Annotated in this window: 32 protein-coding genes and 1 pseudogene; 10 read left to right on the top strand and 23 right to left on the bottom strand. The window is 34.1% G+C overall.

Annotated features, from left to right (window positions below):
• Positions 1-27 precede the first annotated feature (27 nt).
• The 6 genes from Q9B79_RS04420 to Q9B79_RS04395 are packed head-to-tail and all read left to right on the top strand — an operon-like array spanning position 28 to position 1,014.
• Positions 28-171: a YrzI family small protein gene (locus tag Q9B79_RS04420; RefSeq protein ID WP_000142717.1), complete on the top strand. Its 144-nt coding sequence runs from the start codon at positions 28-30 to the stop codon at positions 169-171.
• A 28-nt stretch (positions 172-199) separates the two neighbouring features.
• Positions 200-343, top strand: coding sequence for a YrzI family small protein (locus Q9B79_RS04415; protein WP_029438702.1), 144 nt, complete (start codon positions 200-202; stop codon positions 341-343).
• 25 nt (positions 344-368) lie between these two features.
• The gene (locus tag Q9B79_RS04410; protein ID WP_000668972.1) at positions 369-512 is read left to right on the top strand and encodes a YrzI family small protein; all 144 of its coding nucleotides are present in this window, start codon (positions 369-371) and stop codon (positions 510-512) included.
• A 26-nt stretch (positions 513-538) separates the two neighbouring features.
• Positions 539-682 carry a YrzI family small protein gene (locus Q9B79_RS04405; protein ID WP_000668972.1) on the top strand — a complete coding sequence of 48 codons (144 nt, stop codon included), beginning with the start codon at positions 539-541 and terminating at the stop codon, positions 680-682.
• Positions 683-707: 25 nt separating this feature from the next.
• Complete coding sequence (locus tag Q9B79_RS04400; RefSeq protein WP_306182770.1) at positions 708-848, top strand: YrzI family small protein; 141 nt, start codon at positions 708-710, stop codon at positions 846-848.
• Positions 849-873: 25 nt separating this feature from the next.
• Positions 874-1,014: a YrzI family small protein gene (locus Q9B79_RS04395; protein ID WP_088321443.1), complete on the top strand. Its 141-nt coding sequence runs from the start codon at positions 874-876 to the stop codon at positions 1,012-1,014.
• Positions 1,015-1,254: 240 nt separating this feature from the next.
• Here the strand turns inward: Q9B79_RS04395 and Q9B79_RS04390 are convergent, their stop codons facing one another.
• On the bottom strand, positions 1,255-2,340 hold the full coding sequence (locus Q9B79_RS04390; RefSeq protein ID WP_078418007.1) for an AI-2E family transporter: 1,086 nt from the start codon (positions 2,338-2,340) through the stop codon (positions 1,255-1,257).
• 149 nt (positions 2,341-2,489) lie between these two features.
• On the opposite strand from Q9B79_RS04390, the gene Q9B79_RS04385 reads away from it, so the two are divergent.
• Positions 2,490-3,311: an HNH endonuclease gene (locus Q9B79_RS04385; protein ID WP_306182769.1), complete on the top strand. Its 822-nt coding sequence runs from the start codon at positions 2,490-2,492 to the stop codon at positions 3,309-3,311.
• 228 nt (positions 3,312-3,539) lie between these two features.
• On the opposite strand, the gene Q9B79_RS04380 is transcribed toward Q9B79_RS04385, so the two are convergent.
• From Q9B79_RS04380 to Q9B79_RS04275, 22 genes are all read right to left on the bottom strand, one after another.
• Positions 3,540-3,632 (bottom strand): putative holin-like toxin, encoded by a 93-nt coding sequence (locus Q9B79_RS04380; protein WP_001289320.1) that lies wholly within the window; start codon positions 3,630-3,632, stop codon positions 3,540-3,542.
• 267 nt (positions 3,633-3,899) lie between these two features.
• Entirely contained in the window at positions 3,900-5,012 is a 1,113-nt protein-coding gene (gene ssuD / locus Q9B79_RS04375) for an FMNH2-dependent alkanesulfonate monooxygenase (RefSeq protein WP_098669639.1), read from the bottom strand.
• Positions 5,013-5,088: 76 nt separating this feature from the next.
• Positions 5,089-5,937, bottom strand: coding sequence for an ABC transporter permease (locus tag Q9B79_RS04370; RefSeq protein ID WP_306182768.1), 849 nt, complete (start codon positions 5,935-5,937; stop codon positions 5,089-5,091).
• Positions 5,938-5,953: 16 nt separating this feature from the next.
• Positions 5,954-6,940, bottom strand: coding sequence for an aliphatic sulfonate ABC transporter substrate-binding protein (locus tag Q9B79_RS04365; RefSeq protein ID WP_306182767.1), 987 nt, complete (start codon positions 6,938-6,940; stop codon positions 5,954-5,956).
• Positions 6,941-6,955: 15 nt separating this feature from the next.
• The gene (locus Q9B79_RS04360) at positions 6,956-7,711 is read right to left on the bottom strand and encodes an ABC transporter ATP-binding protein (RefSeq protein ID WP_306182766.1); all 756 of its coding nucleotides are present in this window, start codon (positions 7,709-7,711) and stop codon (positions 6,956-6,958) included.
• A 227-nt stretch (positions 7,712-7,938) separates the two neighbouring features.
• Entirely contained in the window at positions 7,939-8,667 is a 729-nt protein-coding gene (locus Q9B79_RS04355; protein ID WP_306182765.1) for a hypothetical protein, read from the bottom strand.
• Entirely contained in the window at positions 8,664-9,254 is a 591-nt protein-coding gene (locus Q9B79_RS04350) for a TetR/AcrR family transcriptional regulator (RefSeq protein ID WP_029438710.1), read from the bottom strand. Before Q9B79_RS04350 ends, Q9B79_RS04355 begins: the two co-directional genes overlap by 4 nt.
• Before the next feature lie 202 nt (positions 9,255-9,456).
• Positions 9,457-9,966, bottom strand: coding sequence for a ribonuclease FAU-1 family protein (locus Q9B79_RS04345; protein ID WP_306182764.1), 510 nt, complete (start codon positions 9,964-9,966; stop codon positions 9,457-9,459).
• 103 nt (positions 9,967-10,069) lie between these two features.
• Positions 10,070-10,564, bottom strand: coding sequence for an NUDIX hydrolase (locus Q9B79_RS04340; protein ID WP_306182763.1), 495 nt, complete (start codon positions 10,562-10,564; stop codon positions 10,070-10,072).
• Positions 10,557-11,606 (bottom strand): hypothetical protein, encoded by a 1,050-nt coding sequence (locus tag Q9B79_RS04335; protein ID WP_306182762.1) that lies wholly within the window; start codon positions 11,604-11,606, stop codon positions 10,557-10,559. The genes Q9B79_RS04340 and Q9B79_RS04335 overlap by 8 nt, the downstream gene beginning before the upstream one ends.
• A 12-nt stretch (positions 11,607-11,618) precedes the next feature.
• Complete coding sequence (locus Q9B79_RS04330; protein ID WP_029438714.1) at positions 11,619-12,092, bottom strand: tetratricopeptide repeat protein; 474 nt, start codon at positions 12,090-12,092, stop codon at positions 11,619-11,621.
• 137 nt (positions 12,093-12,229) lie between these two features.
• Positions 12,230-12,919: a phosphopantothenoylcysteine decarboxylase domain-containing protein gene (locus Q9B79_RS04325; RefSeq protein WP_029438715.1), complete on the bottom strand. Its 690-nt coding sequence runs from the start codon at positions 12,917-12,919 to the stop codon at positions 12,230-12,232.
• 15 nt (positions 12,920-12,934) lie between these two features.
• Positions 12,935-13,732: a BA2930 family N-acetyltransferase gene (aacC, locus tag Q9B79_RS04320; protein WP_306183322.1), complete on the bottom strand. Its 798-nt coding sequence runs from the start codon at positions 13,730-13,732 to the stop codon at positions 12,935-12,937.
• Between the two features lie 216 nt (positions 13,733-13,948).
• Complete coding sequence (locus Q9B79_RS04315) at positions 13,949-15,196, bottom strand: glutathionylspermidine synthase family protein (protein ID WP_306182761.1); 1,248 nt, start codon at positions 15,194-15,196, stop codon at positions 13,949-13,951.
• A gap of 20 nt (positions 15,197-15,216) precedes the next feature.
• Positions 15,217-15,828 carry a hypothetical protein gene (locus Q9B79_RS04310; RefSeq protein ID WP_306182760.1) on the bottom strand — a complete coding sequence of 204 codons (612 nt, stop codon included), beginning with the start codon at positions 15,826-15,828 and terminating at the stop codon, positions 15,217-15,219.
• A 112-nt stretch (positions 15,829-15,940) separates the two neighbouring features.
• The gene (locus Q9B79_RS04305) at positions 15,941-16,342 is read right to left on the bottom strand and encodes a GNAT family N-acetyltransferase (RefSeq protein WP_306182759.1); all 402 of its coding nucleotides are present in this window, start codon (positions 16,340-16,342) and stop codon (positions 15,941-15,943) included.
• 56 nt (positions 16,343-16,398) lie between these two features.
• Positions 16,399-17,337 (bottom strand): DMT family transporter, encoded by a 939-nt coding sequence (locus tag Q9B79_RS04300; RefSeq protein ID WP_306182758.1) that lies wholly within the window; start codon positions 17,335-17,337, stop codon positions 16,399-16,401.
• Positions 17,338-17,408: 71 nt separating this feature from the next.
• Positions 17,409-17,930 carry a DinB family protein gene (locus Q9B79_RS04295; protein WP_306182757.1) on the bottom strand — a complete coding sequence of 174 codons (522 nt, stop codon included), beginning with the start codon at positions 17,928-17,930 and terminating at the stop codon, positions 17,409-17,411.
• A gap of 15 nt (positions 17,931-17,945) precedes the next feature.
• Positions 17,946-18,446 carry a GNAT family N-acetyltransferase gene (locus Q9B79_RS04290; protein WP_306182756.1) on the bottom strand — a complete coding sequence of 167 codons (501 nt, stop codon included), beginning with the start codon at positions 18,444-18,446 and terminating at the stop codon, positions 17,946-17,948.
• A gap of 34 nt (positions 18,447-18,480) precedes the next feature.
• Positions 18,481-19,026: a GNAT family N-acetyltransferase gene (locus Q9B79_RS04285; protein ID WP_306182755.1), complete on the bottom strand. Its 546-nt coding sequence runs from the start codon at positions 19,024-19,026 to the stop codon at positions 18,481-18,483.
• A gap of 167 nt (positions 19,027-19,193) precedes the next feature.
• Positions 19,194-19,895: a nucleotidyltransferase domain-containing protein gene (locus Q9B79_RS04280; protein WP_306182754.1), complete on the bottom strand. Its 702-nt coding sequence runs from the start codon at positions 19,893-19,895 to the stop codon at positions 19,194-19,196.
• A gap of 16 nt (positions 19,896-19,911) precedes the next feature.
• Positions 19,912-20,595, bottom strand: a complete 684-nt coding sequence (locus Q9B79_RS04275) for a DNA alkylation repair protein (protein WP_306182753.1) — start codon at positions 20,593-20,595, stop codon at positions 19,912-19,914.
• 378 nt (positions 20,596-20,973) lie between these two features.
• On the opposite strand from Q9B79_RS04275, the gene Q9B79_RS04270 reads away from it, so the two are divergent.
• The 3 genes and pseudogenes from Q9B79_RS04270 (at position 20,974) to Q9B79_RS04265 (ending at position 22,843) form a co-directional block, all read left to right on the top strand.
• Entirely contained in the window at positions 20,974-21,801 is an 828-nt protein-coding gene (locus Q9B79_RS04270; protein WP_306182752.1) for a peptidoglycan-N-acetylglucosamine deacetylase, read from the top strand.
• Between the two features lie 93 nt (positions 21,802-21,894).
• Positions 21,895-22,059, top strand: a pseudogene (locus Q9B79_RS27055) (DUF3841 domain-containing protein); the annotation flags it as partial.
• Positions 22,060-22,171: 112 nt separating this feature from the next.
• On the top strand, positions 22,172-22,843 hold the full coding sequence (locus Q9B79_RS04265) for a TerC family protein (RefSeq protein WP_306182751.1): 672 nt from the start codon (positions 22,172-22,174) through the stop codon (positions 22,841-22,843).
• The last annotated feature ends 22 nt before the right edge of the window (positions 22,844-22,865 follow it).

Here is a 22,865-nt window from a genome sequence, read left to right as displayed (position 1 = left end):
TTCCTTTTCGAAAGGAGGAATTCATTTATGACTTTTCATATTTTCTTTTTTACGACTGTACTTCAGAAAAACACTTTATCTGAAGCTGAAATCATTCGTAAACAACAATTAAAACAACTGACTGATAAAATGACTGACATTAAAAGTTCATACTATACGCACATGTATTAAAAATATATTTTTAAGGAGAAATACCTTCATGAAATTTAAAGCATTCTTTTTAACTATCACCATTCAAAAACGTAAGCTTTCTCACAATGAAATTTTACGTGAGCAACACATTCAATCCATTATGGACGAAGTGAAAGACCGCCAAGCTTCTTATTACAGTCGTCTTTTCTAAATCAATTATAAAGGGGTTTTATCTAATGAAATTTAAAGCATTCTTTTTAACCATCACCATTCAAAAACGTAAACTTTCACAGAATGAGATTTTGCGTGAGCAACACATTCAATCTATTATGGACGAAGTAAAAGAGCGCCAAGCTTCTTATTACAGCCGTCTTTTCTAAATAACTTTTAAAGGAGCAATTCCCTAATGAAATTTAAAGCATTCTTTTTAACTATCACCATTCAAAAACGTAAGCTTTCTCAAAACGAAATTTTGCGTGAGCAACACATTCAATCTATTATGGATGAAGTGAAAGAGCGTCAAGCTTCTTATTACAGCCGTCTTTTCTAAATAACTTTTAAAGGGGTAAAAACAAATGAAATTTAAAGTATTCTTTTTAACCATTACGATTCAAAAAACTAAGTTCTCCGACAGTGAAATATTGCATAATCATCAAATTAATAAAGCTATGGAAGATGTAAAAGAACGTCAAAGTCACTACTGTAGCCATCTATAATTCCTTTCGAAAGGAGGAATGTATTATGAAGTTTCACCTTTTCTTTTTAACAATTACAATTCAGAAAAAAAACTATTCTGAAGCTGAATTAAAACAAGAACAACAATACAAACAGGTTATAGACGAAATTCGAGATCGTAGAAGCAAATACTACTCTCACCTATAATCCTTTAAAAATATAAAACTTGAAAGGAGTCGATTATGATGTTGATAGCACGTTGTAAGGAAATGATTTGGATAGTTCAGAGGGATTCCACATAGTTTTACCGAGGCTATATCATACAAATTTTCCGGTACATTTGATATGTAATAAATATATAATAAAATTGCATCAATACACTTTTTAACATGGATTAACAAACAAAGATACACCACTTAAAAAGTGGTGTATCTTTCTCAACATATATTATTTTCGATTACTTCGTTTCGTCTTAAATAATCTTACTAAGTTCGACACAACTGTTTTCGTTACTGCGTAAACTGGCACTGCCAAAATCATTCCGATAATTCCCGCAAAGTTACCTACCCCTAAAATTAAAATAATAATTGTTAACGGGTGGATATTTAATTTTGAACTCATAATACGCGGTGAAATGATGTTACTTTCAAATTGTTGTACAATTGTTACGATAATAATTACGTACAACGCTTGCATCGGAGATACGAACAGACCTACAATAACAGCTGGTGCTGCACCGATAAATGGACCTAAGTTAGGAATAATGTTTGTAAATGCTGCTATAATTCCTAAAACGAAAGCGTACGGTAAATCAATAATTAAATACCCGATAAAAGTAAAAGCACCTACAAATATACAAACGAGCGCTTGCCCTTGAATATATGCAGATAATGTTTCGTTCGTTTCCTTAATGATACGAAGTCCTTCTTCACGATAAGATTCAGGTAATAGACTAACTGCTTTCCCTGGAAACGCATGTCCATCTTTAAACATATAAAATAAAATGAACGGTACTGTAAAGATAACTAATGCGACATTCGTTATAATACCAAATAAAGCCGTTGCACTCGACGTAAGTGTGTTTGGTATATCCTTTAAATATTCAATTGCATTTTTTTCAATTGTTTCAATGGAAACATAGTTTTGTGTAGATAACCATTCAAACAGTCTATGATGGGATAAATCTTGTATGTATAGTTTTCCCTCTTTTATATAGCCTGGCATATTTTTCACTAAATCCATTAGCTGTTGTGAGATCGTTGGAACAACTACCCCAACGCCAACCGCAGTTAATGTTATGATAAAAAGATATAACAGTAAAATCGCTAAATTTCTAGGTACTTTTTTCTCCTCTAAAAAGACTAACACCGGATTAAATATGAAGTATAAAAATAACGCGATTAAGATTGGGAAAAACAACGTAGATATGAAGATACCAATCGGTTGAAATAGAAACGATATTTTTGTGCAAATAAATATGATCGCTACAACCATTAGCACTTCTAATGTCCAAAAGTGCACTTTCGATTTCAAAAAAACGTCCTCCTTTAAACTAGCACTCCACTTCATTGTACCAAAATAAGCAAGAATTTCACATAATATTTTCCTTTACAATATTCCAAAATACCAATAAATACACTACAATGAGATTACATACAAATTTGCAGGTAAAGGTGATAAAAATGACACAATGCATCATTTGCAGAAAAGATACGAAAGAACTTAGTGAACAATATGTCATCCCAGAAATATTATGTGGGTATTATTTCACAAACTCAATTTGTGATACTTGTCATGAACAAATGTCAACAAATATTGATCGTCCCTTAATTCGGCATAAGTTAAGTCAATATAAGATTGAGCAAATGAAAAAACAAATTGACTCTCCCCTGTATACGAATGAGCATGGTGAGGAACTTGCAGCAGCTGAGACTGATGTTGTTGAAGTAAGTGATGAAATACTTTATTCGAATGCATTAATTATGAAACTATGTAAAAAGCACGATATTTCACTACATAACGAAATTTGGAAAGAAGAACGTGTAACGAAAGTAGCTAGCTCTATTCAACGTGAATTACTTTTAGATAACCGAAAGTATAAAATGAGTGTATTAAAAATGGCTTATACTTTCGCTGTACAAGCTGTTGATGGTTATTTTGAAGATCCAGATGCGATTGATATTTCTAACATTCTATCAAATGCCGATTTCGTGGAATTAAAAGAAAAGAGCATTGTGCGCGATTTAAGTAAAAGTTCTTTATGGAATACATTAAATACAAACAGTGAAAACCATTACTTTATTTTATTAAGTGATAAAGATGGCCTGTTTTGTTTCATTCGTCTATTTGATATCTTTGATGTTGTCGTTCATTTATCAGAAAAGAGATATGAAATTCCATCCCCTATTGTTGGCGTAAATAATGTAAATAAACAAGAATTTTATGTCCAAACTTTAAAACAGTATATGGATGGGCTATTTAAAGAAAAAACTACTTCTATGTAATCACAATCAGAACATACGGTCTCCTTTCTTGATGAAAAGACACTGTGTTATAATAAGTATGAAAAGAACAATACAATCACATAAACCAATTATTAATTGTATATAAATAAAAAAGACTAGTGTGCGGCTACACACTAGTCCACGTAACTTAGCAGATTGGATTGTTCATTTATCCTATTTGTTTCTTACAAACAAAACAACCCACATTCTATTGGCATAGGTGGGTTGTTATTTTTTGAGCTTGTCTATTAAAACGACGACGAACGTTAACAATGCAACGAGAAACAGTCCACCCTGCAGTAGCAACGCTATTTCACTCACGTATTATCACCCCCTCCTACTTTGGAGAAGTGATAATTGAACAACCAACCGTACCTTAAGTTACTATTTAATTTTACCATATTTTCTAATAGTTTACGATGAAAACCCGCAAGTGAAATACTTGCGGGTTTCTTTATCACGTATGAACAGGCAGTAAACAAAATGAAGCAAAACATAGGTGAAACTGCCTGCTAATACCCAATTGGTTCAACTAATAATCCCTTAGGACCGTTCATCCAAGGGATTAAAGTTTCATTTTATTTCTCACTATTTTTTTAATGCATAAGCATCTGCTATCATTTCACCAACAATTTTAGTTTCTTGTTTCTTTTCTTCTTTCAATAAAGGAAATAATAGTTCTGCCACCTCATACGCTTCTTCTAAATGAGGATATCCTGATAAAACAAACGTATCAATTCCTAACGCTTCATATTCTTTTATTCTTTCTGCTACCGTATGTGGATCTCCCACGAGGGCAGTACCTGCACCACCTCTTACAAGCCCGATGCCAGCCCATAAGTTAGGGCTTATCTCTAACGACTCTCTCGTACCTTTATTTAAATGTGTCATTCGTTTTTGACCGACTGAATCATATCTTGCAAATGTTTTTTGAGCAAGCTCAATCGTTTCATTATCTACATATTGAATTAACTTTTCAGCCTCTTCCCATGCCTCTTCCTCTGTTTCTCTTACAATTACGTGTAACCTAATGCCAAACCGTACGTTACGCCCCTTCTCTTCCGCAAGTTTTTTTACTTCTTCTATTTTCTCTTTCACTTGCTCTGGTGGCTCTCCCCACGTTAAATATACATCACTGTGTTCCGCTGCAACTTCTTTACCTGCCGCAGACGATCCTCCAAAATAAATTGGTGGATACGGTGTTTGAACTGGCGGGAATACGACTTTACTATCTGTAACTTTAATATGTTTTCCTTCTAAAGAGATCGTTTCACCTTGTAAAGTCGATTTCCAAACCTTTAAAAATTCATCCGCCGCTTCATACCTTTCATCATGTTCAAGATATAATCCATCCCCTTGCAGTTCGACTGGATCTCCTCCAGCCACTACATTAATAAGTAACCTCCCATCTGAAATTCTATCAAATGTCGACGCCATTCTCGCTGCTACCGTCGGTGACATTAGTCCTGGTCTAACTGCTACTAAAAATTTTAACTTCTCAGTCTCAGCGGCAAGTGCCGATGCTAATACCCAAGGATCTTCACAACCTTGACCTGTTGGAAGTAACACACCCGTATACCCTAAATAATCCGCTGCTTGTGCAACTTGTTTATAGTAACCATATTCAGCTGCTCTTCCTCTTTTTGTCGTTCCTAAATATCGACCATCTCCATAAGCCGGAATAAACCATAACAATTCCATACTATTACACACCCCTTAATTGTTTTGAAAAATCCAACAAAACACTCTATATAAATTACCCCTAATAATTTATATATTAATTCCCTGTCTCTCCTTTGAAATTATCTCGCCATCTTAAAAACTTCACTTCTAGTAAACGTACGAGTGAATCAGAAATCTTCCCAACGAACGCAAAGATAATAATACCGACAAATACAATATCTGTATTTGAAAATTGCCTTGCATCCATAATCATATAGCCAATACCCTGTGTAGATCCCATCAGTTCTGCTACTACTAAACTCACCCATGCAACTCCTAATGATAATCTCGCTCCAAGTAAAAGGTTAGGCAATGCCGCTGGTAAAATTAGTTTCGTAATTAATTTTCGTTTACTAAACTCTAACACTCTCGCAACATCAAATAATTTTGAATCTACACCCCGTATTCCTAAAAACGCGTTTACGTATAAAGGAAAAAATGCACCGTCTGCAATTAATAATACTTTCGATGTTTCTCCAAAACCGAACCATAATACGAAAAGCGGTGCAACAGCTAAATGAGGTACAGTTCGTAACATTTGTACAGACGGATCTAAATATTGCTCACTTCTCGTTGAAAATCCAACAATCGTCCCTAAAATAATGCCTAAACTCCCGCCGATAAAGAATCCAGCCGCAGCCCTGAATACACTAATGTTTAAATGACCGAATAACTCTCCTGTTTTTATAAGTTCTTGAAAAGCTAGAAATATATCTAATGGCGTTGGTAAAACTGTTTTAGAAACTAGATCGAACACTCCAGCTAACTGCCAAATACTTAATACGATAATCGGTATAGCAATTGCCCTTACTATCAATTTTACATTCGTCTTTCGCATTTTCTTTACATTGTTTTTGCCAATCGTTATACTCGCTGGTTTCATAACAGCTTTCGTATTTTCCAATTTACAAAACCTCATTTCATTTCGCTTTTACTGCTTTTTCTACGAAAGAATTATCTACTACTTTATCTGTCTTAATTTCTTTCTTTATAGAACCGAGCTTATATTGAAAATCCGCTGTCTTTTGCTGTTCCACTATTATTTCTTTCGTTACTGGAACTAAAATTGGTTTGTCATGATTAAACACTTCTTTTACAATTTCAGCATCTATTTTCTTTGCAGAAGTATATATTTTTATTGCTTCATCTAAGTTTGACTCTTGCCATACTCGTGCTTTTTCATAAACTTTGAGAAACTTCTCAACTAATTCTGGATGTTCTTTTGCAAACTTTGTTCTTGCAATTAAAAACTCTGGTGAAGAAACATTTAATCGTTCACCATCTGTAATAACCTTTGCTCCTTTATTTAACGTATGTAGTGAAATGAATGGATCCCAAATGGCCCATGCATCTACTGATCCTGATTCAAATGCTGGCTGCGCTTCATCTGGTTGCAGTTGAATGACATTTACATCTTTCGCATTGATACCTTCTTTTTCTAATGCTCGATATAATAAATTAAACGCGCTACTCCCTTTTGCTACGGCAATTTTTTTACCTTTTAAATCTTTTACACTCGTAATCTTGCTATCTTTTTGTACAAGAATACCAGTTCCTCTCCTCGCATAACTGGTATTAGCAATTTCGGTAAATTCAATACCTGCTGCTTGCGCGGAAATAACTGGGGAGTTGCCAACTTCACCAAAATCTAATCGATTTGATGCGATTGCTTCAAAATAAGGAGGTCCGCTCTGGAACTCTGTCCATTTCACTTTAACTCCTTCTTTTTTAAACTCTTCCTCAAACCATCCTTTTTTCTGTGCTAGTAATAGTGGACTTAACCCTTGCTGAATACCAATTTGTACTGTTACATCTTCCTTCTTACTACTTGCTGTGCTTTTTTCACATCCAAATAAAAATAAAGATATAGCTAATGCAAAAGAAAGAACTTTGATTTTTTTATACATATACTCACTCTTTCCCTATATACTTGTTTGAATTAATCCCCCGTGTTCAAACTGCTGTAATACTTTCTTTCGAATTTCTTGGAATGACTCCGAAGTTTTACTACGCGGATAAGGTAAATTATTTTCAATCACTTTATGTATCTTTCCAGGCTTTGCACTCATGATGACAATTCGGTTCGAAAGATATATTGCTTCGTCTATATCATGTGTAACGAATATCATTGTTGTCTTTTTTTGTTCCCAAATGTTGAGCAGTACTTCTTGTAAATGACTTCGGGTAAATGCATCCAGTGCTCCAAATGGTTCATCAAGCAATAATACATTGGGATCCCTTAACAACGCTCTTGCAATCGCAACACGTTGTGACATCCCGCCTGATATTTCTTTCGGATATGATTTTTCAAAACCGTCTAATCGAACAATTTCAACCCATTCCTTTACCTTATCCTTCACATACTTATCTTTTAATGACAAATCAGCTGCAATATTTTCTTCCACTGTTAGCCATGGGAACAATCGATGCTCTTGAAATATAAATCCTTGCTTCTTACTCGGTTTTGTTATACGCTCCCCGTCAATAATGATTTCTCCCTCAAAATCGCTGTCTAAACCTGCAATAATTTTTAACAGTGTACTTTTTCCGCAACCACTCGGACCAATCACTGTAACAAAGTCCCCTTTCTCTAATTGAAAATTAATATTCTTTAATACTTGAACAGTACGAGTTTGTTTCGAAAAATATTTTGATACTCCATCAATTGAAACAGTCAATTTTCCCCCTCCTTGAAATGCTTCATCTAAATGAACAGATTCAGTATTTATGCAATAAAAAAACCAAAGGCATTTTATCAATAGATAAAATGCCTTTGGTTTCTCCAATCAGCAATACGTAATAGAATTAAGTACATATTATACAAATATTTCCGATAAGTCAACTAGGTTTTGTAAAAAAATACATATGATTCGTTTGAACATCCTTATTGTTATTTATTTAAAAATTATTTTTTATGGCTTTTAATCCACTGTAACCAATAAGAAAACTCACATGCCAAATGCATTTGATGCGATTTAATAAGGCTATTTGGACAAAGTGCTGGAAACTCTACAACTAGACTTACTTCTATACCAGTATCTGTATCTTTGAATTGATGTCGAACTCCACCAATTGTAGTACCATCTTTCATACGTGCAACACCCATTGATTGATATTGATAAGACTTATCTCTAGGTGTCTTCAATCCCGGTTCGTCACCAAAAACAATAAAAAATTGAACTGGAAATGGAGAATTACCAGTAGTTTCGATAACCTCTAATTCATTTTCCCCAAAGGGTCTTAGTACGTAGTGATCTGGGCAGGCTGATAAATTCACTTGATCATTTTCATCTGATTGTTCAAGCATAAAACTATCAATTCCATTTATCGCTTCTTCTGCTGTAATCCCATCTAAATAGATACTTGTTTTTGAAAATTTTCGTCTATCACCAGATAAAACAGTACAAATACGCATACCCATTTCACTTAATTTCAGTTTAATTTTCAACTTATCATACATTTCATTGTATGAATAATTTAACTTTAGTTCCGTTAGTTTTTTTATCATAACGTCTGTATCATTTAATTCCGGTTCTTTATGTCCTAATGTATTGAAAACTTTTTTAATACGTTCTCTTTTCCACTTTGTAAGTTGTTCATTCGAAATATTGTTTCCATCAATAATAATTTTCATATACATTCTCCTTCGATTTGATCGTATCGTAGTGTATTTAATACTAAATTAATCATTTCTTGCTTCGTGTCTAGATTCAAATTCACCTCTGAATGAGCAATACTGCTAAGACCGTATAAAATAAATCCTGATGCTAATAATGAGTTATCAGTATTAAAAATCCCAGTTTTCACTCCTTCTTCGATTACTTGTCGAATTAACGGCTGCATTCGCGTAAATAATTTCTGTTCTAGTTGAAAATGTTGTTCCGTCTGAAACGAACTCACATTTTTATAGGGTGCTAATTTTTCGATAAATGTCCAAAATATATTTAGAGAATCTTTCATCTTTTGCATAACAGACCGTTCATTAGAAATAAGTATTTCTTCAATTAACTCCATATTTTTCACAATAAAGTCATTTAATACTTCGTCAACAAAATTCTCTTTAGACTTGAAGTAATAATAAAATAAGCCCGTTGCTACACCAGCATGATTCACAACATCTTTTATGCCAAATCCTTTCATACCGTTTTTCATATATAGTTCAAAACCAATATCCATTAACTCTTGCCTTCTAACATCTGGTTCTTTTGATATTCTTTTCATAGGTCATCTCCTACTATGTTTTACCTTCGACTGAATCTGATTCAATCATAAACGACTGAACTATATTCAGTCAATATTAGTTTCCACAAAAAATAGTAATCCCAAGAAATACACATCTAACCTTAGACTTATCAAAAAAGTTAGATCATATAACTTAAGACTACTCAATTTCATTAAACACATATTTTCTTTTCAAATCGCTTTAGTTTAACCACACCATTTCTGTCTCTACAATCATTTGAGGAAGCGTCTTTTGAATTATCCCCTCTAATACATTAAGAGCTTCATTCACATAACCACCCTCAAATCCCTCTAAAGGCTCAGGTAACTCATCCTCATCTAAAATAAAATATTCTCTACTTGGAAGTACCAATATATCAATAATTAAGTCTTCAAATGACACTAGTTCGCCCGTTATTTGCGTATTTTTTACAACATTAAAATAAGAGCCTAAATACACTCCATTTTTATCTCTCCATATGTATAAATTGTACGGACGATTTTCCCAGTAGTATGCAATGGTGTAACTTCCTTTTGGGATTGTTAAACTCGCACCATGTGCAGTCATTGTAAATGAATACTGAACCTCATGAAATAACACGATACTTTGCAACTGCTTTTCAAGTAATAAGCAAGTGTGATCTACTACGGTCGAGTCATACCGAATTTTTCTTTCTACAATTTCACTTTTTGGTGTTAGTAATTTATTCATTCTTTATTTCCCCTTATGCTATTTCTAATCTTAATTATATCCATTTATATAGTGATAAAGAAGTGTTTGGTCTCCAAATAGACAATAAAAACTCCCTCTTATTTTAGAAGGAGTTTTTCACTGTCCATGTTTCATATTTTTTCACTTCTAATGGAAGCTCATTCGTTTTCAACCACTCCACTGCACTACATACAAGTGGAGATGAATTGTCTTCTGTAATGCTTTCTATAGAAACCCATCTCGCTCCTAAAGAATCTTGACCTTCAAATTGTTTTGGTACTATGTTTTTCCCTGCACTCTTTTCAACATCATACAAAACTGCAATATGGTGTACATATGTATAATCTTTAAACTTTGAAGGATATTGAAAATCAACCGTACCTACTTGCTTTATAACCTTTACTTCTAATCCAGTTTCTTCTTTACATTCCCTATGGAGTGCCGATAACAACGACTCCTCTTCATTTAAGCTCCTACCAGGTAGATCATATCTGTTCTTATATGGACCTTTTGATTTATCAATTACTAATATATTATTATTTTCGATACAAATACCATACATACCAAACGTACGATGAAAATTAGTAGCATTATTCATGGTTCAAATTCTCCGTCATCACATCATAAAATTTCTGTTCCTCATCAACATTTAAGTGAACACGACTTACTGTTTTAGAAAATCCATATAATAATTGTGCTTCCATTGGCTCTTTGAGTATTATTTCAAATGTTGGAGGTTCCTTTATAAATTCCATCACCGTTGCGTCAAGAACCTCTTTCTCTTTTTTTAAAAGTTCTCCTTTATAAAACATAATCTTATCTATTTGTGTAAACGGTATAATGATTTTCTTCCCTAATCCAATTTGAATAATTACCTTTTCTTCCGTAACAATAATTGGATTTTTACGCATTGCTTGAATTTCAGCTAAAAAATAAAACATTGCATATACGTTTAAAATAAGTAACACCCATGCTACAACTGAATTCCATTGATGAAGCAAATAATGAAAACCAATACTTTCTATTAAGGTCGCATGGATGATCATAATATATACACCTATTGCACCAGTCTTTTTGTGATATGAGTATACGCTTTCACCTTCTGGTACTTTTTCACGCCACGATAAAAATGCATAATAAATTAGCTTACACTCTGTTACAATGATATCTATTAATTTATTTCTTTTCATAGTGGCATCAAACGCAGCATCAATTGCATAAGAAAATGAAGAATACTCACTTTTATATTCTTTATATTTTTTTATTATGTTAGGAAGCTTTCTAACAATTTTATATAGAAGGAATAACTCTACACATACAAAAGCAATTTCTCCTGCAATTATACTATAAGAAACGTATGAAAAAGCTTGTAAATAGTCGCTTGGAATAATAAATCTTGCAAATATATAACCAGCTATTACAACAGGAAATATATACGTTAACGAGTATCTTTTTCGAATAATAAAGAAATACGTAATGACTGGAATTACAAACATGCAATCTAATAATGATCCGAGAACAACTTCTTTCGGAGTAGCTGGTACAATCGGAAGAGCATACAATAAATAGTTTGATAACAAGATTAAAGATACGAGTCCAATCCAGATACCTTTTCGCCTTCGCGAAAGTGTGACACTCATACTTTCACTCCTCTATTCAAAAACCTCGTTTAAATGGTCTTTATAAAATGAAATAGCACGTTCAAATTCTTTAACTTCTTCTACTTTTACGACTGTTTCAAGTAATAATTTCATCGCGGATTCATGATCGTTTACGTTATATTTCGCTAATGACAAAAATACTTTCATCACATCATTATCTGGAAACTGCTGCAAACCTGTTTCTAAAACAGTAATTGCTTTGTCATACTCACCTATACAACGATATGTACTACCAAGGCCGATATAAGCTCCGCAAAGTGACTCACCTTCAAGACCGTTCGCAATTGCCTGTTCATAATATGGCATAGCCTCTGTTTCAAGCCCCATTACATCATGTATCCAGGCACATTGATAAAGTACTTCTGCATCCCTCGTAAAGTTTGTTAATCCAATGAGTATCTCTTTAGACTGCGCATATTTCTTTTCTTTCCGGAGTTTAATAGCTTGCTTTAATAAATGTTCCATAGAATTCACTCCTCACCAATTATTCTATGTATCCATATTGAATGGTTAACGTTTGTGTAAAAGTAAAATTCCCATAAATTAAAGTTTCGCTTACCAATATATACTATGCGGATTCACTCTTATCCAAATACTTAAAATTATAAAGCAGTAACGCGATTACATAGTACTTCTAACCTTTTGACAATTTCTTTCGCTGTTTTATCTTTTCCATTACATAACTGCCCTTTACCGTCTTGTCCAATTACATAGTGCATTGCTCCGCGCGAATATAAAGAATGTGGTGAATTTGCAATCATTATACTTGCCTTTGCTTCTTCCATTCTATTTTTCGCTCTTTCAAACAGTTCTTCTTCATTTACATCACTTTCAAGTTTAAAGCCAACGAGTACAGTTTCTGAATCCCACTGTTTTATTTGCTTTAATACTTTCGGTGCCTTTTGAAAATGTATAATTGGCGCTATATCACTTGAGATTTTTCCATTCATATCAAGAACATTACCATCTTGATCACAAATCTTGTCCACAATCCAATCAGATCCAGCCGCTGCCATAATAACCGCATCGATTTTTTCATGCGTAATGATACTTTTCATTTTATCTTGTAAATCAACAATTCCTTCAAATGGATGTAATTCTAATTGATTGTTTATATCATTCGGTTTCTCCGCAAAATAACCATGTAAATATATAACATGGGCCCCTTTACTTATAAGCTCTTCGGCAATTATTCTTCCAATTGTTCCTTTTGCCATATTTGTATGGCCGCGTACTTGATCCCATTTTTCTAAACAACCACCGCTTGTAATTAATACCTTTTTCCCCTTCATTGTAACCATCCCTTACTAATTTTTCTTACGAAACCATTCTGTTCCAAAATCAACTATATCTCGTTGTTTCATAAGACGACACTTTGCGTTTCCTATTTTTCCTATTGTTACAGTTCCCTTTTGCTCAAATTCTACACCGATTTCTACAAATTTGTCAGAATCGTAATCCATATCAACAAATTCTTTCCATACTCTTTCACCATTTTCTATAATAGGTGCCCCTACTTTTATTAATTCACATGCACCAGAACGTACTTCTGATAAATGTACAGAAGTATTGGAATCATATCCAACACCAATTAATAATATGTATCCGTCTAAATCATATATTTTTCTTAAAGGAGATTCTTCTCCTAAACTCATCGATAGTGACTGATTCATCGTTATTTCTTCTGCATGTCTTCCCCATGCAGCAAAACTTCCTAATGGATGGTTGCTACGTACTACATTCGGATATGTACGAAAACATTCAACTACCTTCCCCATTGCCCTTGTTGGCGTTATATGTGGCTCAAATGCTGGTACGTTATCTCGAATAATTTGCCACCATTCTTCAGGAACAGGTGGTCTTGACCAATGTTTCGGATCAGATAAATCCGAAGATTGCGTTGGCATAATAATGGTTCCCTCTTCTGTAATCACTTTCATTAATGCCTCTACTACCGCAACTGCTCCGCCTGATACCCAGCCAATAGAACTTAGCGAAGAATGTACAATAACCGTCATTCCTTTTTCTAACCCTAATTTTCTTAAATCATTTGTAATTGTTTTAATTGTATTTGGCAATGGCGTACTTGCCACGATGTCATTCATTTTCACGATTGTTCCCCCATTTTGTTTTAAACTACTACATACATATATTATCATATTTTTCTTAATTTTTAACTTAATCATTTTTATCAACACATTAAAATAGTAATATATTGGTTTTATATAACTAAAGAAGAACGATGAAGACGTTACATCAAAAAATAAGAACACTCTATAAACGAAAGAGCCCATCAAAAATGATGAGCCCTTTGTATTAATTTATCCTTCAATCGTAACCCCTGTAAACATCGATAAGTTCCCTGTTATTTTCTCACCTACACGTAAAAATAACCCTGCAGCTCTCCCGCTAATGCAGTGTGAACCAATTAATAGTTTTCCAGTATATGGACCATCCCATGTGTCAATTGTGTAGTCAGGCATTTCTATGTATTGCTGATATATTTTCCGCTGTTCAAAGTAATACGCTGTTTTATCTTCTGCTAAAAGCTCATCATTTTCGTATATAGATACCCCTCCGCCTTCACGGCCGTATAAAGGTTTAGAAACATATGATTCATTTTTTTCAATAAACGGTTTATTTGTAAAATAGGTTGGTAGGAAGTATTTCTGTATAATCTCTAGCTCTTCTTCCTCAAAGAAGACTCCTTCTTCGTAAAGTTGCCAAATGAATGCGAGTACACTTTTATTTTGCATAAGAAAAGCAGCTGGCGGATTTATGATTTTCACTCTTCCTTGTGCTATATGATCTAAAAACTGGAGTCCAATTCTTTTTCCATTTTTATCGGCATCTGAAACTAAATATTCAATTGGATATAGTCTATATAAATAATGGATTCGTTCACCATTTGGCGTATATATGCCATCATCTGCAACGACAATATCTTGTATACCTATATAATCCGTTGATTGATCTAAACAATAGCTTCTTAAAAATTGAACTGTTTGATGGTCTTCATCATGCCAATCATAACTAGTAAAATATATCGTCTCAATAGGACTTATATTATAGTCATGTTTAATTTGTTCCCACGCCTGCACAATATGCTCTTCTATATGGTTCGGATGGTTCACGTCATGATAACGGCACAACACTTCATTTGCGACAGATGGCTCTAAATAACCTGTTGGTGTATCACAATTTACTTCTATTAATTTTATATCTTCACCATTTACGATAAAATCAAACCTCGTAAAATATGAAAACAAACCAGTATGTTTCATTCTTGCAATTTCCCACGTTTCCGCTGGAAATCCTAGTGTTTGAAAATCTTCTGTCGTATTGACAATATATTGATACGTTCTATATAACACATACATAATTTTTTCTGTCGCTTTCGAAATAGCAGTATAAGTCTTTACCGGCATACGATACATACCTGTTGCCATATATTGATTCCATTCTTCTTTTTCTAATAGACTCGACCACGTAAATCCATTCCGACCAGCCTCTTCCGCAAGTGAAAACCATACTTTCATATACTCTTTCTGCTCTTGTTCTGTATACATGATCCTATTATCCTTTCGTATTATGATCCGGCTGGCGCTTTTGCATTCCCAATTCCACTGGAACCAGAATTCACTTTCGGCGCTTGAGTCGTAGATGATTTCGGCGTATTTGTATCTGGCGTCACTTTACTTGAGGAATTTGGCTGTTGTTTATTTAAATCCACCTTATTGGAAGAATTATTGTTGTTACTGTTAGTTCCGCCATAATACCCTCCACCACCGCTACCACCAGTTCTACTTTGGTCTTTTTCACGATATGGAATAATATTATTTGCATACGGTTTCTTCATTATATTTGGTTTTGCTGTATAATTCATATTTGAAGTTCTGCTTGCTAATAAATATCCTGCTACGAATGGCAGTATCGGTAAATGTGAATTTTCATGATACGATGAAAATGACGGATTCATTTCCTTACATAACTCATCATTTTCTACATTTTCATTAGTAGGGGTTTTATCATCACAATTTAAAGTTTCTTGTTCATTTCCTTGTTTTCCACCATCTGTTTTAACAGCGGTACTTTCTTTCTGTGCAGTTTCTTCTTCATAATCACCACAACCTGTTAATAAAAAAGATGACACCCCTATTGAAGTAGCAATTTTTATAAATTTACTTTTATCCATTCTCATGTGCTATACACCTAATTTCTTTTATCTATATTTTTCCAGATACCTTTATTATATAATGTAAATCTTACTTTTTTCAAACTATACATTAAATGCACATTTATATATTTTTATACTATTTTTCCAAGTAACAATAAAACCTTTCAATCCCCGGATATTTTTCACCTAAACTTTTAACTTGAAAACCAATTTTTTTATAAAATTCTACTGCCTCATCGTCTGTCTCAGCCTCGAGATACGTCAATTGATGCATTCTTACTACTTCCTTTATCATTTGCAACGCAATTCCTTTATGACGATATTGCGGGACGACTGCTATGTGGCATATTCTCGCTTTATTTGTCCCGATTATTTCAATACCTATGCAAGCCTTTTCTTCAAATCTATGCAAACTCCCTTTATTCCTTTCATAAAATAAAACTGCTTTCTTTAAGCTAGTTTCACTTGGCCCAACTGCATACTGTAGTACATGTAAAATTAAATCATTTTCAATTTGTTCAACACGCTGTAAATTCACACTTCCATCCCTTTCTATGAAAAAAGACTAGCTCTTTATAAAAAGAGCTAATCTCATTACGCCGTTATTTTTTCTTCTTTCTTCACAACTACAGCCACATAACTATGTAGTATCATCCCAATAATAACGAGGCTCATACCAATCCAAGATAAAGATGACGGAATTGGCACAGATAGCAAGATAAGCTCTCCTGCTAGCGCAAATAAAACTTCACCAGACTGAGTCGCTTCCACTGTTGCTAGTTTTTGTGGATCATCTTTTACAAGATCTGTCGCAAAGAAGAATAATACTGTCGCGATTAAACCAGAACTAACTGCTACAATAAAACATTGGAAAACTTGGCTACTTGACGGTAGCCCGCCTGTTGATACTTCATAACCAGATAGTAAAAACCAAAATGGTAAACTTGCTAACGTCATACCGAGAACTCGCTGGAATACATCTAATTCCCCTTTACAAACTCGCATCATTTTCCGATTCCCAAGAGGATACGCAAACGCTGCAATAAGTACAGGAACTACACATAAAACGGTTTCACGAATTCCTAATGAAGAAGCATGTTCTACTTGCATGAGTATAACACCACATAAAATAATGCCCGACATAACTAATTCCTTCATTGGAAGTTTTTTATGTAACGGATCTACTGCAAAAAATGGTGTTAACAAAATTCCAGCGACGATCGTAATTTGCCATGTTGATGCAACGAGCCAACCAGGTCCAAAAGCTCCGGCAAAACTAAGTGGTGCATAGAAGAGACCAAATCCAACGATACTCCACACTAACCATTCTTTCGGATTACTTTTCATATATTGAAAGAGTTGCTTTAAGTTACCTCTATACATGACAATAAGTAAAAGCATTGGCACCATAAAGTAGTACCGTAATGAGGCACTCCAAATCCAGCTTCCACCTTCTAAGTCCATCGCACGGTTTAAAACGAAGGTAAAGGCAAAGAAAAATGATGCCAATATTCCTACTGCAATAGCTTTCATTATAAAACCCCTTGTTTAGTTTCTTCTTAAATACTATACAACAAAATGAATATAATTAAAATTCACAATCTTTAATTTGGACATAAACTAGCTCTATATAGTTTTCTCAATCGGCTAATATGAGCTTGATGGTACCGATTGTGGTCAGCTATATGCCATATCCCCCATCTTATAGTCGCATTTTCTTCCTTTTCGTAAAAAACTTCTCGTGTTAAATCACTTTCTACTAGTTTCATACATTCCGCATAAAACATATGTTGCACAGCTTCATAATCTTGCATTAATTGTTGCAATGTCTGTTTTCTTAAACTTGGTAGTTCTCCTACTTCATTTAACATTGGTCCGTATTTATTTTCAAGTACAAGTGGAACTACTTCTCCTTTTAAGCGGTACACCCAATGTAAATCGACAACTGCTAAATGTTGAAGTAGTTGTCCAATACTATTTTCATTATTTTCTGTTCCTTTAAATGACAGTTCTTTTTCGTCAGTTCCTTCTACTAACTTTTGCAGTCTTTTAAATGTATCAGTAACCGTCGCATACAAAATTGCTACTTGCGGGTTCATATTTTTGTCTATATAAAGATCTTTCATACTAAACTCCCTCTCTTACAAGAACAACACCATATGTTCATCATCACTATACACACCATTCATCTTTATAGCTCTCTTTTCAACCCCATACGTTTTAAAGCCCATTGATTCATAAAACTTTTTTGCTGGCTCATTTGTAGACACAACACCTAATGTCAATTGTTCCAAGTTCATTTCTCTTGCTCTTTCAATTGCCTTACGTATTAACTCACGCGCAAGGCCACTTCTTCGATTGCTTGCATCTACATACATCGCAACGATATGACCTTTATGTTTATACGCCTCTTTCTCTTCTGTTAGTAAAGTGACAACTCCAACTAATTGATCCTCTTCATTAAAAGCACCGAATGTACAACTAGTAGTAGCTGTTAAATTTCTTTCCACTCGCTTAATCGGATTTTCTTGACGAATCGCCTCCTCATAAGTTGTTACAAATGCCTCTGGATTTACTTGTAATGCTTGTAAACGTAACTCCCAATATTTTTCCGCATCTTCTTTCGTAAGTAATCGAATCATATTTCTCCAGCCCCTTTAAGTTGACATAATATTTTTATAAACCACTAATTAAAGATTGATATTCTTCTCTTAACATACTATAACGATATCGATGAATGAACTGACCTTTACGTAATCGATCATTTCTCATTAATCCCTCACAAACAAAACCAGCCTTTTCATAACTCTTTCTAGCTTGAAAATTATCTTCATCTACACGTAGCCAAACTTTTTCTAATTCAAATTCAAAGAATGCTTCATGTAACATACTATATAGGGCTGCTATTCCATATCCTTTGCCCCAATACTCTTTATTACCAATCGCGATTCCCAGTTCTGCATTTTTATTTGTTTTATCAAAGTTTTTAAGATCTACCCATCCAATATGTATGCCGTTCTCTGCAGTGATAGCTCTTTGTTCATAACCATTTTTCCGATTTATACATGCCTCAATCCATTTTTTCGTATCTTCACGAGTGAACGGTGGATATTGATCTGGTACAACTAAATGTTTTGTTACTTTTGTATCTAATGACCATTGATATCGATCTTCTACATCATCTAGTGTTAGTTCTCTTAATTGAACAAATGGTATATTCATTGTGCTATCCCCTTTTTATCCGGCTTTAACGGACAGTAAGACCCCCACCTCAAAATTCAGCGGAAGCAAAGAAGTTAGATGGGGGATCAACTGTCCGTAAAAGCCCGATTGGTTCAACTAATAATCAGTGGGGGATGAACAAAACCCCCACTGATTAAAGTTTCACTTTATTTTCCTATAGAAAACCCTTCGAACATTCTTCCTCCATACTGTTCTAACGTTTTTTCTACAAAAGTAATTAATTTTCTTTTCTCTCCTGTTTTATAAAAATGATCGAATGCTGTTACAAATTGATCTGCGTATTGTTCATCATATCTTCTAAGTACCCTTATAAACCATTTTGAACTTCCAAGCCATTTACCATTTACTCTTAATACATATTCATGTAATAAATCAGCTAATAAATTCGCGATAAACAACTCTTCTTCTCTTTTTGATGCACCAATAAAATCATCCAAAGTATCTGTAATAAAATAACGCTTCTGCTCCATCATTTCTTCCGTCCATTTAGCTGGTCCTTTATTTAGTAACTCATTCGCTTCGCTTTTTAATTTCCCAACAATTCCCTCTTCCCCTTTTAATACAATACCTTCTGCAACTAATTGTGGTAACGAAGGTCTTCCTCGGTCACAATCTATCTTAAAAAAAGTTTTTAACGTTTCAAAATTATGTACAAATACCTCAACTGGCCACCCATTACTATAGAAAGATTCTCGATAACAAGACATTAAACTTTGATCAACTATTACAATGTCCAGATCAGATGTTTTTGTCGCTTCTCCTCTTGCAACACTTCCTCCAAGTAAAGCTACATCACAATTCGGAAATTGTGATGTAATGATGCTTTTTGCCGCTTCCATTGCTTTCATAACCGTTCCCCTTTTCTTATTTCACTTTCTTTTTTTCAGCTCTTTCTCTCGCTTTTTTTATGTACGGCTCTGCGTCTGGTGTTTTGCATGACGTTGCTCCGTGATCAACGTGTACTTTTCCAATTTCACGTGCAATTTCAATCGCTGCTTGCTCTAAGTCTTCATTACGAATTCCTATCGCGATTAAAGCACGATTCATCGCTTCTTTTTTTCTATTTTTTTCATTATGTATATTTACTTTAATTTCTTCTAAATACGGAGAGAAGAAATCGTCTTGTAACGTTTTATTTTTAATCGCTATATTTGCTAATAAAGACCAGCCTGCTCTTCCAATCCATTCATCATCACACTTTGTCCATTCTTCCATTCTTTCTATCGCGATTGGCGACGTACAAATAGCCGTCATTAAAACATCCATTAAACAATAATAATCAACTTCCTGTACCCATTTATTTAGCAGTTCTGTCGTAACTTTCTTTGGATCTAAAATCATTGTTGCTAAAGTCATTGCATCCATATTTTTTGTTTCCCATAATAAAATTGCTAAATCATGATCTTTTTTTATCTTCTTTTTTAACAATTTTAAATTAGCAAAACTAACTCCGAATAGTGGCTCTTTCGCTCCGTGGTTTTTATACGTTTTGCGATTTTGTTCTGTTCCATATTCCTCTAGTTGCTGCATTACTTCACCAAGTAACATATACCCACCTCTTTATCTTTTCTGTTGACTTCATATATGTATGTACGATATATTCTACATTACTTTTTGGTTTTCCTATATTTACTTTTTAAATACGGTATGTGAAATTTTATGAATACGTTTTAATGCAACAGGCACCCTCTTCACTACCATTCTCTGTATACAATCCCCTACTAACTCATTCGGTTTACTATATATATAAACAAATTACATGCATTTTCATTCAATTTTTGTTTCATTTTAGTAAACCTGCAAAATATTGAAATCTTGCATACTTATGGACAAACTTTTTTGCTCTTGTAAAAAAGTTTTTTTGCAATTACCTCCCTATAATTGCTAATATAGTAGAGTAGAACTTTTATAGAGAGAAGGAAGATTATGCACAATGGAATTCGAATGACAACTTTAGTGAAAAGGGCTATGTTGATTTGCGCGGGGGTATTATTTACATACGAAGCAGCTTTAGGATCAGCACATACTGCTCTAGCAAGTACAGAGGATGAAGCAAAATCTGTTCAACTTGTAAGTGAAATTCAATCATCTCTTGCACCGAAAGAAGCTCCAAAACAATATAATGGGCAAGTTAGAAAAGTAGCTTATTTAACATTTGATGATGGTCCTGGAAAATACACAGCTGAGCTTTTAGATATGTTAAAGAAAGAAAATGCAAAAGCAACATTCTTCCTTATTGGTTCAAATGTAAAAGCTTTCCCTGATCTTGTAAAACGTGAAGATGCTGAAGGCCACTACGTTGGGATGCACAGTATGACTCATAACTACAAGAAGCTCTACACAGAGGGGCATTACGTAGATGAGATGAAGGAAGATCAAGGCTTAATCGCTGGCGTTCTAGGTAAATCACCAGTATTAACTCGTCCTTCTTACGGATCGATGCCAGGATTAAATGAGGCTCTTCGCAACAAAGTTGTTGAGAATGGCTTAAAAGTTTGGGATTGGACAATCGATTCATTAGACTGGAGATATAACAAAATGCCTGTTGACGCTGCATCAGCTAAAATTATAGAAAACGTTATTAATGGTGCAAACAAGCCAACAGAAGTTATCCTTATGCACGACATTCATCCACAATCCGTAAAAGCAGTACCTGGTATTATTAAAGGGCTGAAAGAAAAAGGATATGAATTAGAAGCCTATAGTGAGAACGAACACTTCCCATTAAACTTCTGGCATGATAATCGTATGTAATGAAAAAGACTTGATTTCCTTTAGCTGGGGATCAAGTCTTTTTATCGTTTTTGGAATTACTCCTCGTATATTCGACTCCCCCCTCTCCTTCATAAAAAAGTACGACGTTTTCGTGCTAAGGAAGATACATCTATTCATGAAATCAGAAGTAAAAACTGGGATAGTAGAAGAGAAAAACGTATTAAAAAGATGAATCGAAAATTAAGAAAAAGAAAGGAAAAGCAAAAGAGATTGCAAAAGAGATTGATACGAAATTAAAACAGATTTATCAAAATACAGTAAGAAATTATGGATTGAATATACAAAGTCAATCCTATTTTTTATATTATCAACACTTTAGCACATATTACTCTTAAGGAGTGATATGTATATGGATTTCCTTTCAGCTGAATATTTGTCAGCCTTGCTTGCCATTATTGTAATTGATTTAGTGTTAGCTGGTGATAATGCCATTGTAATTGGATTAGCAGCAAGACGATTACCGAAAGATCAACAAAAGAAAGTTATTATATGGGGAACTATCGGGGCAATCGCGATTAGAGCTCTCGCTACTTTAGTTGTCGTTTGGTTGTTAAAAATACCAGGGCTACTTCTAATTGGTGGTGTACTTCTTATATGGATCGCTTACAAATTAATTGCTGAAGGCAAAGATCATGATATTAAAGCAGAAGAAGGTTTTTGGTCTGCTATTAAAACCATTATCATTGCTGATGCATTAATGGGCATTGATAATGTCCTCGCTGTTGCTGGAGCTGCGCATGGCAATTTTTCTTTAGTAATCATCGGGCTATTGGTTTCAATTCCAGTAGTAGTTTGGGGCAGTACATTAATTTTAAAATGGGTCGACCGTTATCCTATCATTATTACAATTGGAGCAGCTGTTTTAGCTTATACTGCCGCGAAAATGATTGTGGATGAAAAGTGGTTCGCTGCATTTTTCGAAAGTAACCCTTTCATTAAATGGGCATTCATCATTATTGTCATTGCTGGTGTAGTGTTCTTTGGAAAGATGAAACAAAAGACTAAAGATGTTTCTATATAATAACAACGTTCTATTTATAAAC

The organism is Bacillus sp. MHSD_36, assembly GCF_030757775.1.
In the GTDB taxonomy this organism is placed as follows: domain Bacteria; phylum Bacillota; class Bacilli; order Bacillales; family Bacillaceae_G; genus Bacillus_A.
The sequence above is the reverse complement of the archived record's forward strand: the minus strand, read 5'-3'. Positions and strand labels throughout refer to the sequence as shown.

What these genes read in the sequence shown, in the direction of transcription:
- Q9B79_RS04350 (WP_029438710.1), bottom strand. Translation starts at nt 9,254, where the DNA reads ATGAAAAGAATATCAAAAGAACCAGATGTTAGAAGGCAAGAGTTAATG.
- Q9B79_RS04265 (WP_306182751.1), top strand. Translation starts at nt 22,172, where the DNA reads ATGGATTTCCTTTCAGCTGAATATTTGTCAGCCTTGCTTGCCATTATT.
- Q9B79_RS04270 (WP_306182752.1), top strand. Translation starts at nt 20,974, where the DNA reads ATGCACAATGGAATTCGAATGACAACTTTAGTGAAAAGGGCTATGTTG.
- Q9B79_RS04330 (WP_029438714.1), bottom strand. Translation starts at nt 12,092, where the DNA reads ATGGAACATTTATTAAAGCAAGCTATTAAACTCCGGAAAGAAAAGAAA.
- Q9B79_RS04365 (WP_306182767.1), bottom strand. Translation starts at nt 6,940, where the DNA reads ATGTATAAAAAAATCAAAGTTCTTTCTTTTGCATTAGCTATATCTTTA.
- Q9B79_RS04300 (WP_306182758.1), bottom strand. Translation starts at nt 17,337, where the DNA reads ATGAAAGCTATTGCAGTAGGAATATTGGCATCATTTTTCTTTGCCTTT.
- aacC (WP_306183322.1), bottom strand. Translation starts at nt 13,732, where the DNA reads ATGAATGACATCGTGGCAAGTACGCCATTGCCAAATACAATTAAAACA.
- Q9B79_RS04415 (WP_029438702.1), top strand. Translation starts at nt 200, where the DNA reads ATGAAATTTAAAGCATTCTTTTTAACTATCACCATTCAAAAACGTAAG.
- Q9B79_RS04410 (WP_000668972.1), top strand. Translation starts at nt 369, where the DNA reads ATGAAATTTAAAGCATTCTTTTTAACCATCACCATTCAAAAACGTAAA.
- Q9B79_RS04325 (WP_029438715.1), bottom strand. Translation starts at nt 12,919, where the DNA reads ATGAAGGGGAAAAAGGTATTAATTACAAGCGGTGGTTGTTTAGAAAAA.
- Q9B79_RS04405 (WP_000668972.1), top strand. Translation starts at nt 539, where the DNA reads ATGAAATTTAAAGCATTCTTTTTAACTATCACCATTCAAAAACGTAAG.
- Q9B79_RS04315 (WP_306182761.1), bottom strand. Translation starts at nt 15,196, where the DNA reads ATGTATACAGAACAAGAGCAGAAAGAGTATATGAAAGTATGGTTTTCA.
- Q9B79_RS04290 (WP_306182756.1), bottom strand. Translation starts at nt 18,446, where the DNA reads ATGATTCGATTACTTACGAAAGAAGATGCGGAAAAATATTGGGAGTTA.
- Q9B79_RS04275 (WP_306182753.1), bottom strand. Translation starts at nt 20,595, where the DNA reads ATGTTACTTGGTGAAGTAATGCAGCAACTAGAGGAATATGGAACAGAA.
- Q9B79_RS04420 (WP_000142717.1), top strand. Translation starts at nt 28, where the DNA reads ATGACTTTTCATATTTTCTTTTTTACGACTGTACTTCAGAAAAACACT.
- Q9B79_RS04355 (WP_306182765.1), bottom strand. Translation starts at nt 8,667, where the DNA reads ATGAAAATTATTATTGATGGAAACAATATTTCGAATGAACAACTTACA.
- Q9B79_RS04345 (WP_306182764.1), bottom strand. Translation starts at nt 9,966, where the DNA reads ATGAATAAATTACTAACACCAAAAAGTGAAATTGTAGAAAGAAAAATT.
- Q9B79_RS04400 (WP_306182770.1), top strand. Translation starts at nt 708, where the DNA reads ATGAAATTTAAAGTATTCTTTTTAACCATTACGATTCAAAAAACTAAG.
- ssuD (WP_098669639.1), bottom strand. Translation starts at nt 5,012, where the DNA reads ATGGAATTGTTATGGTTTATTCCGGCTTATGGAGATGGTCGATATTTA.
- Q9B79_RS04340 (WP_306182763.1), bottom strand. Translation starts at nt 10,564, where the DNA reads ATGAATAATGCTACTAATTTTCATCGTACGTTTGGTATGTATGGTATT.
- Q9B79_RS04295 (WP_306182757.1), bottom strand. Translation starts at nt 17,930, where the DNA reads ATGAAAGATCTTTATATAGACAAAAATATGAACCCGCAAGTAGCAATT.
- Q9B79_RS04280 (WP_306182754.1), bottom strand. Translation starts at nt 19,895, where the DNA reads ATGAAAGCAATGGAAGCGGCAAAAAGCATCATTACATCACAATTTCCG.
- Q9B79_RS04310 (WP_306182760.1), bottom strand. Translation starts at nt 15,828, where the DNA reads ATGAGAATGGATAAAAGTAAATTTATAAAAATTGCTACTTCAATAGGG.
- Q9B79_RS04335 (WP_306182762.1), bottom strand. Translation starts at nt 11,606, where the DNA reads ATGAGTGTCACACTTTCGCGAAGGCGAAAAGGTATCTGGATTGGACTC.
- Q9B79_RS04395 (WP_088321443.1), top strand. Translation starts at nt 874, where the DNA reads ATGAAGTTTCACCTTTTCTTTTTAACAATTACAATTCAGAAAAAAAAC.
- Q9B79_RS04285 (WP_306182755.1), bottom strand. Translation starts at nt 19,026, where the DNA reads ATGAATATACCATTTGTTCAATTAAGAGAACTAACACTAGATGATGTA.
- Q9B79_RS04385 (WP_306182769.1), top strand. Translation starts at nt 2,490, where the DNA reads ATGACACAATGCATCATTTGCAGAAAAGATACGAAAGAACTTAGTGAA.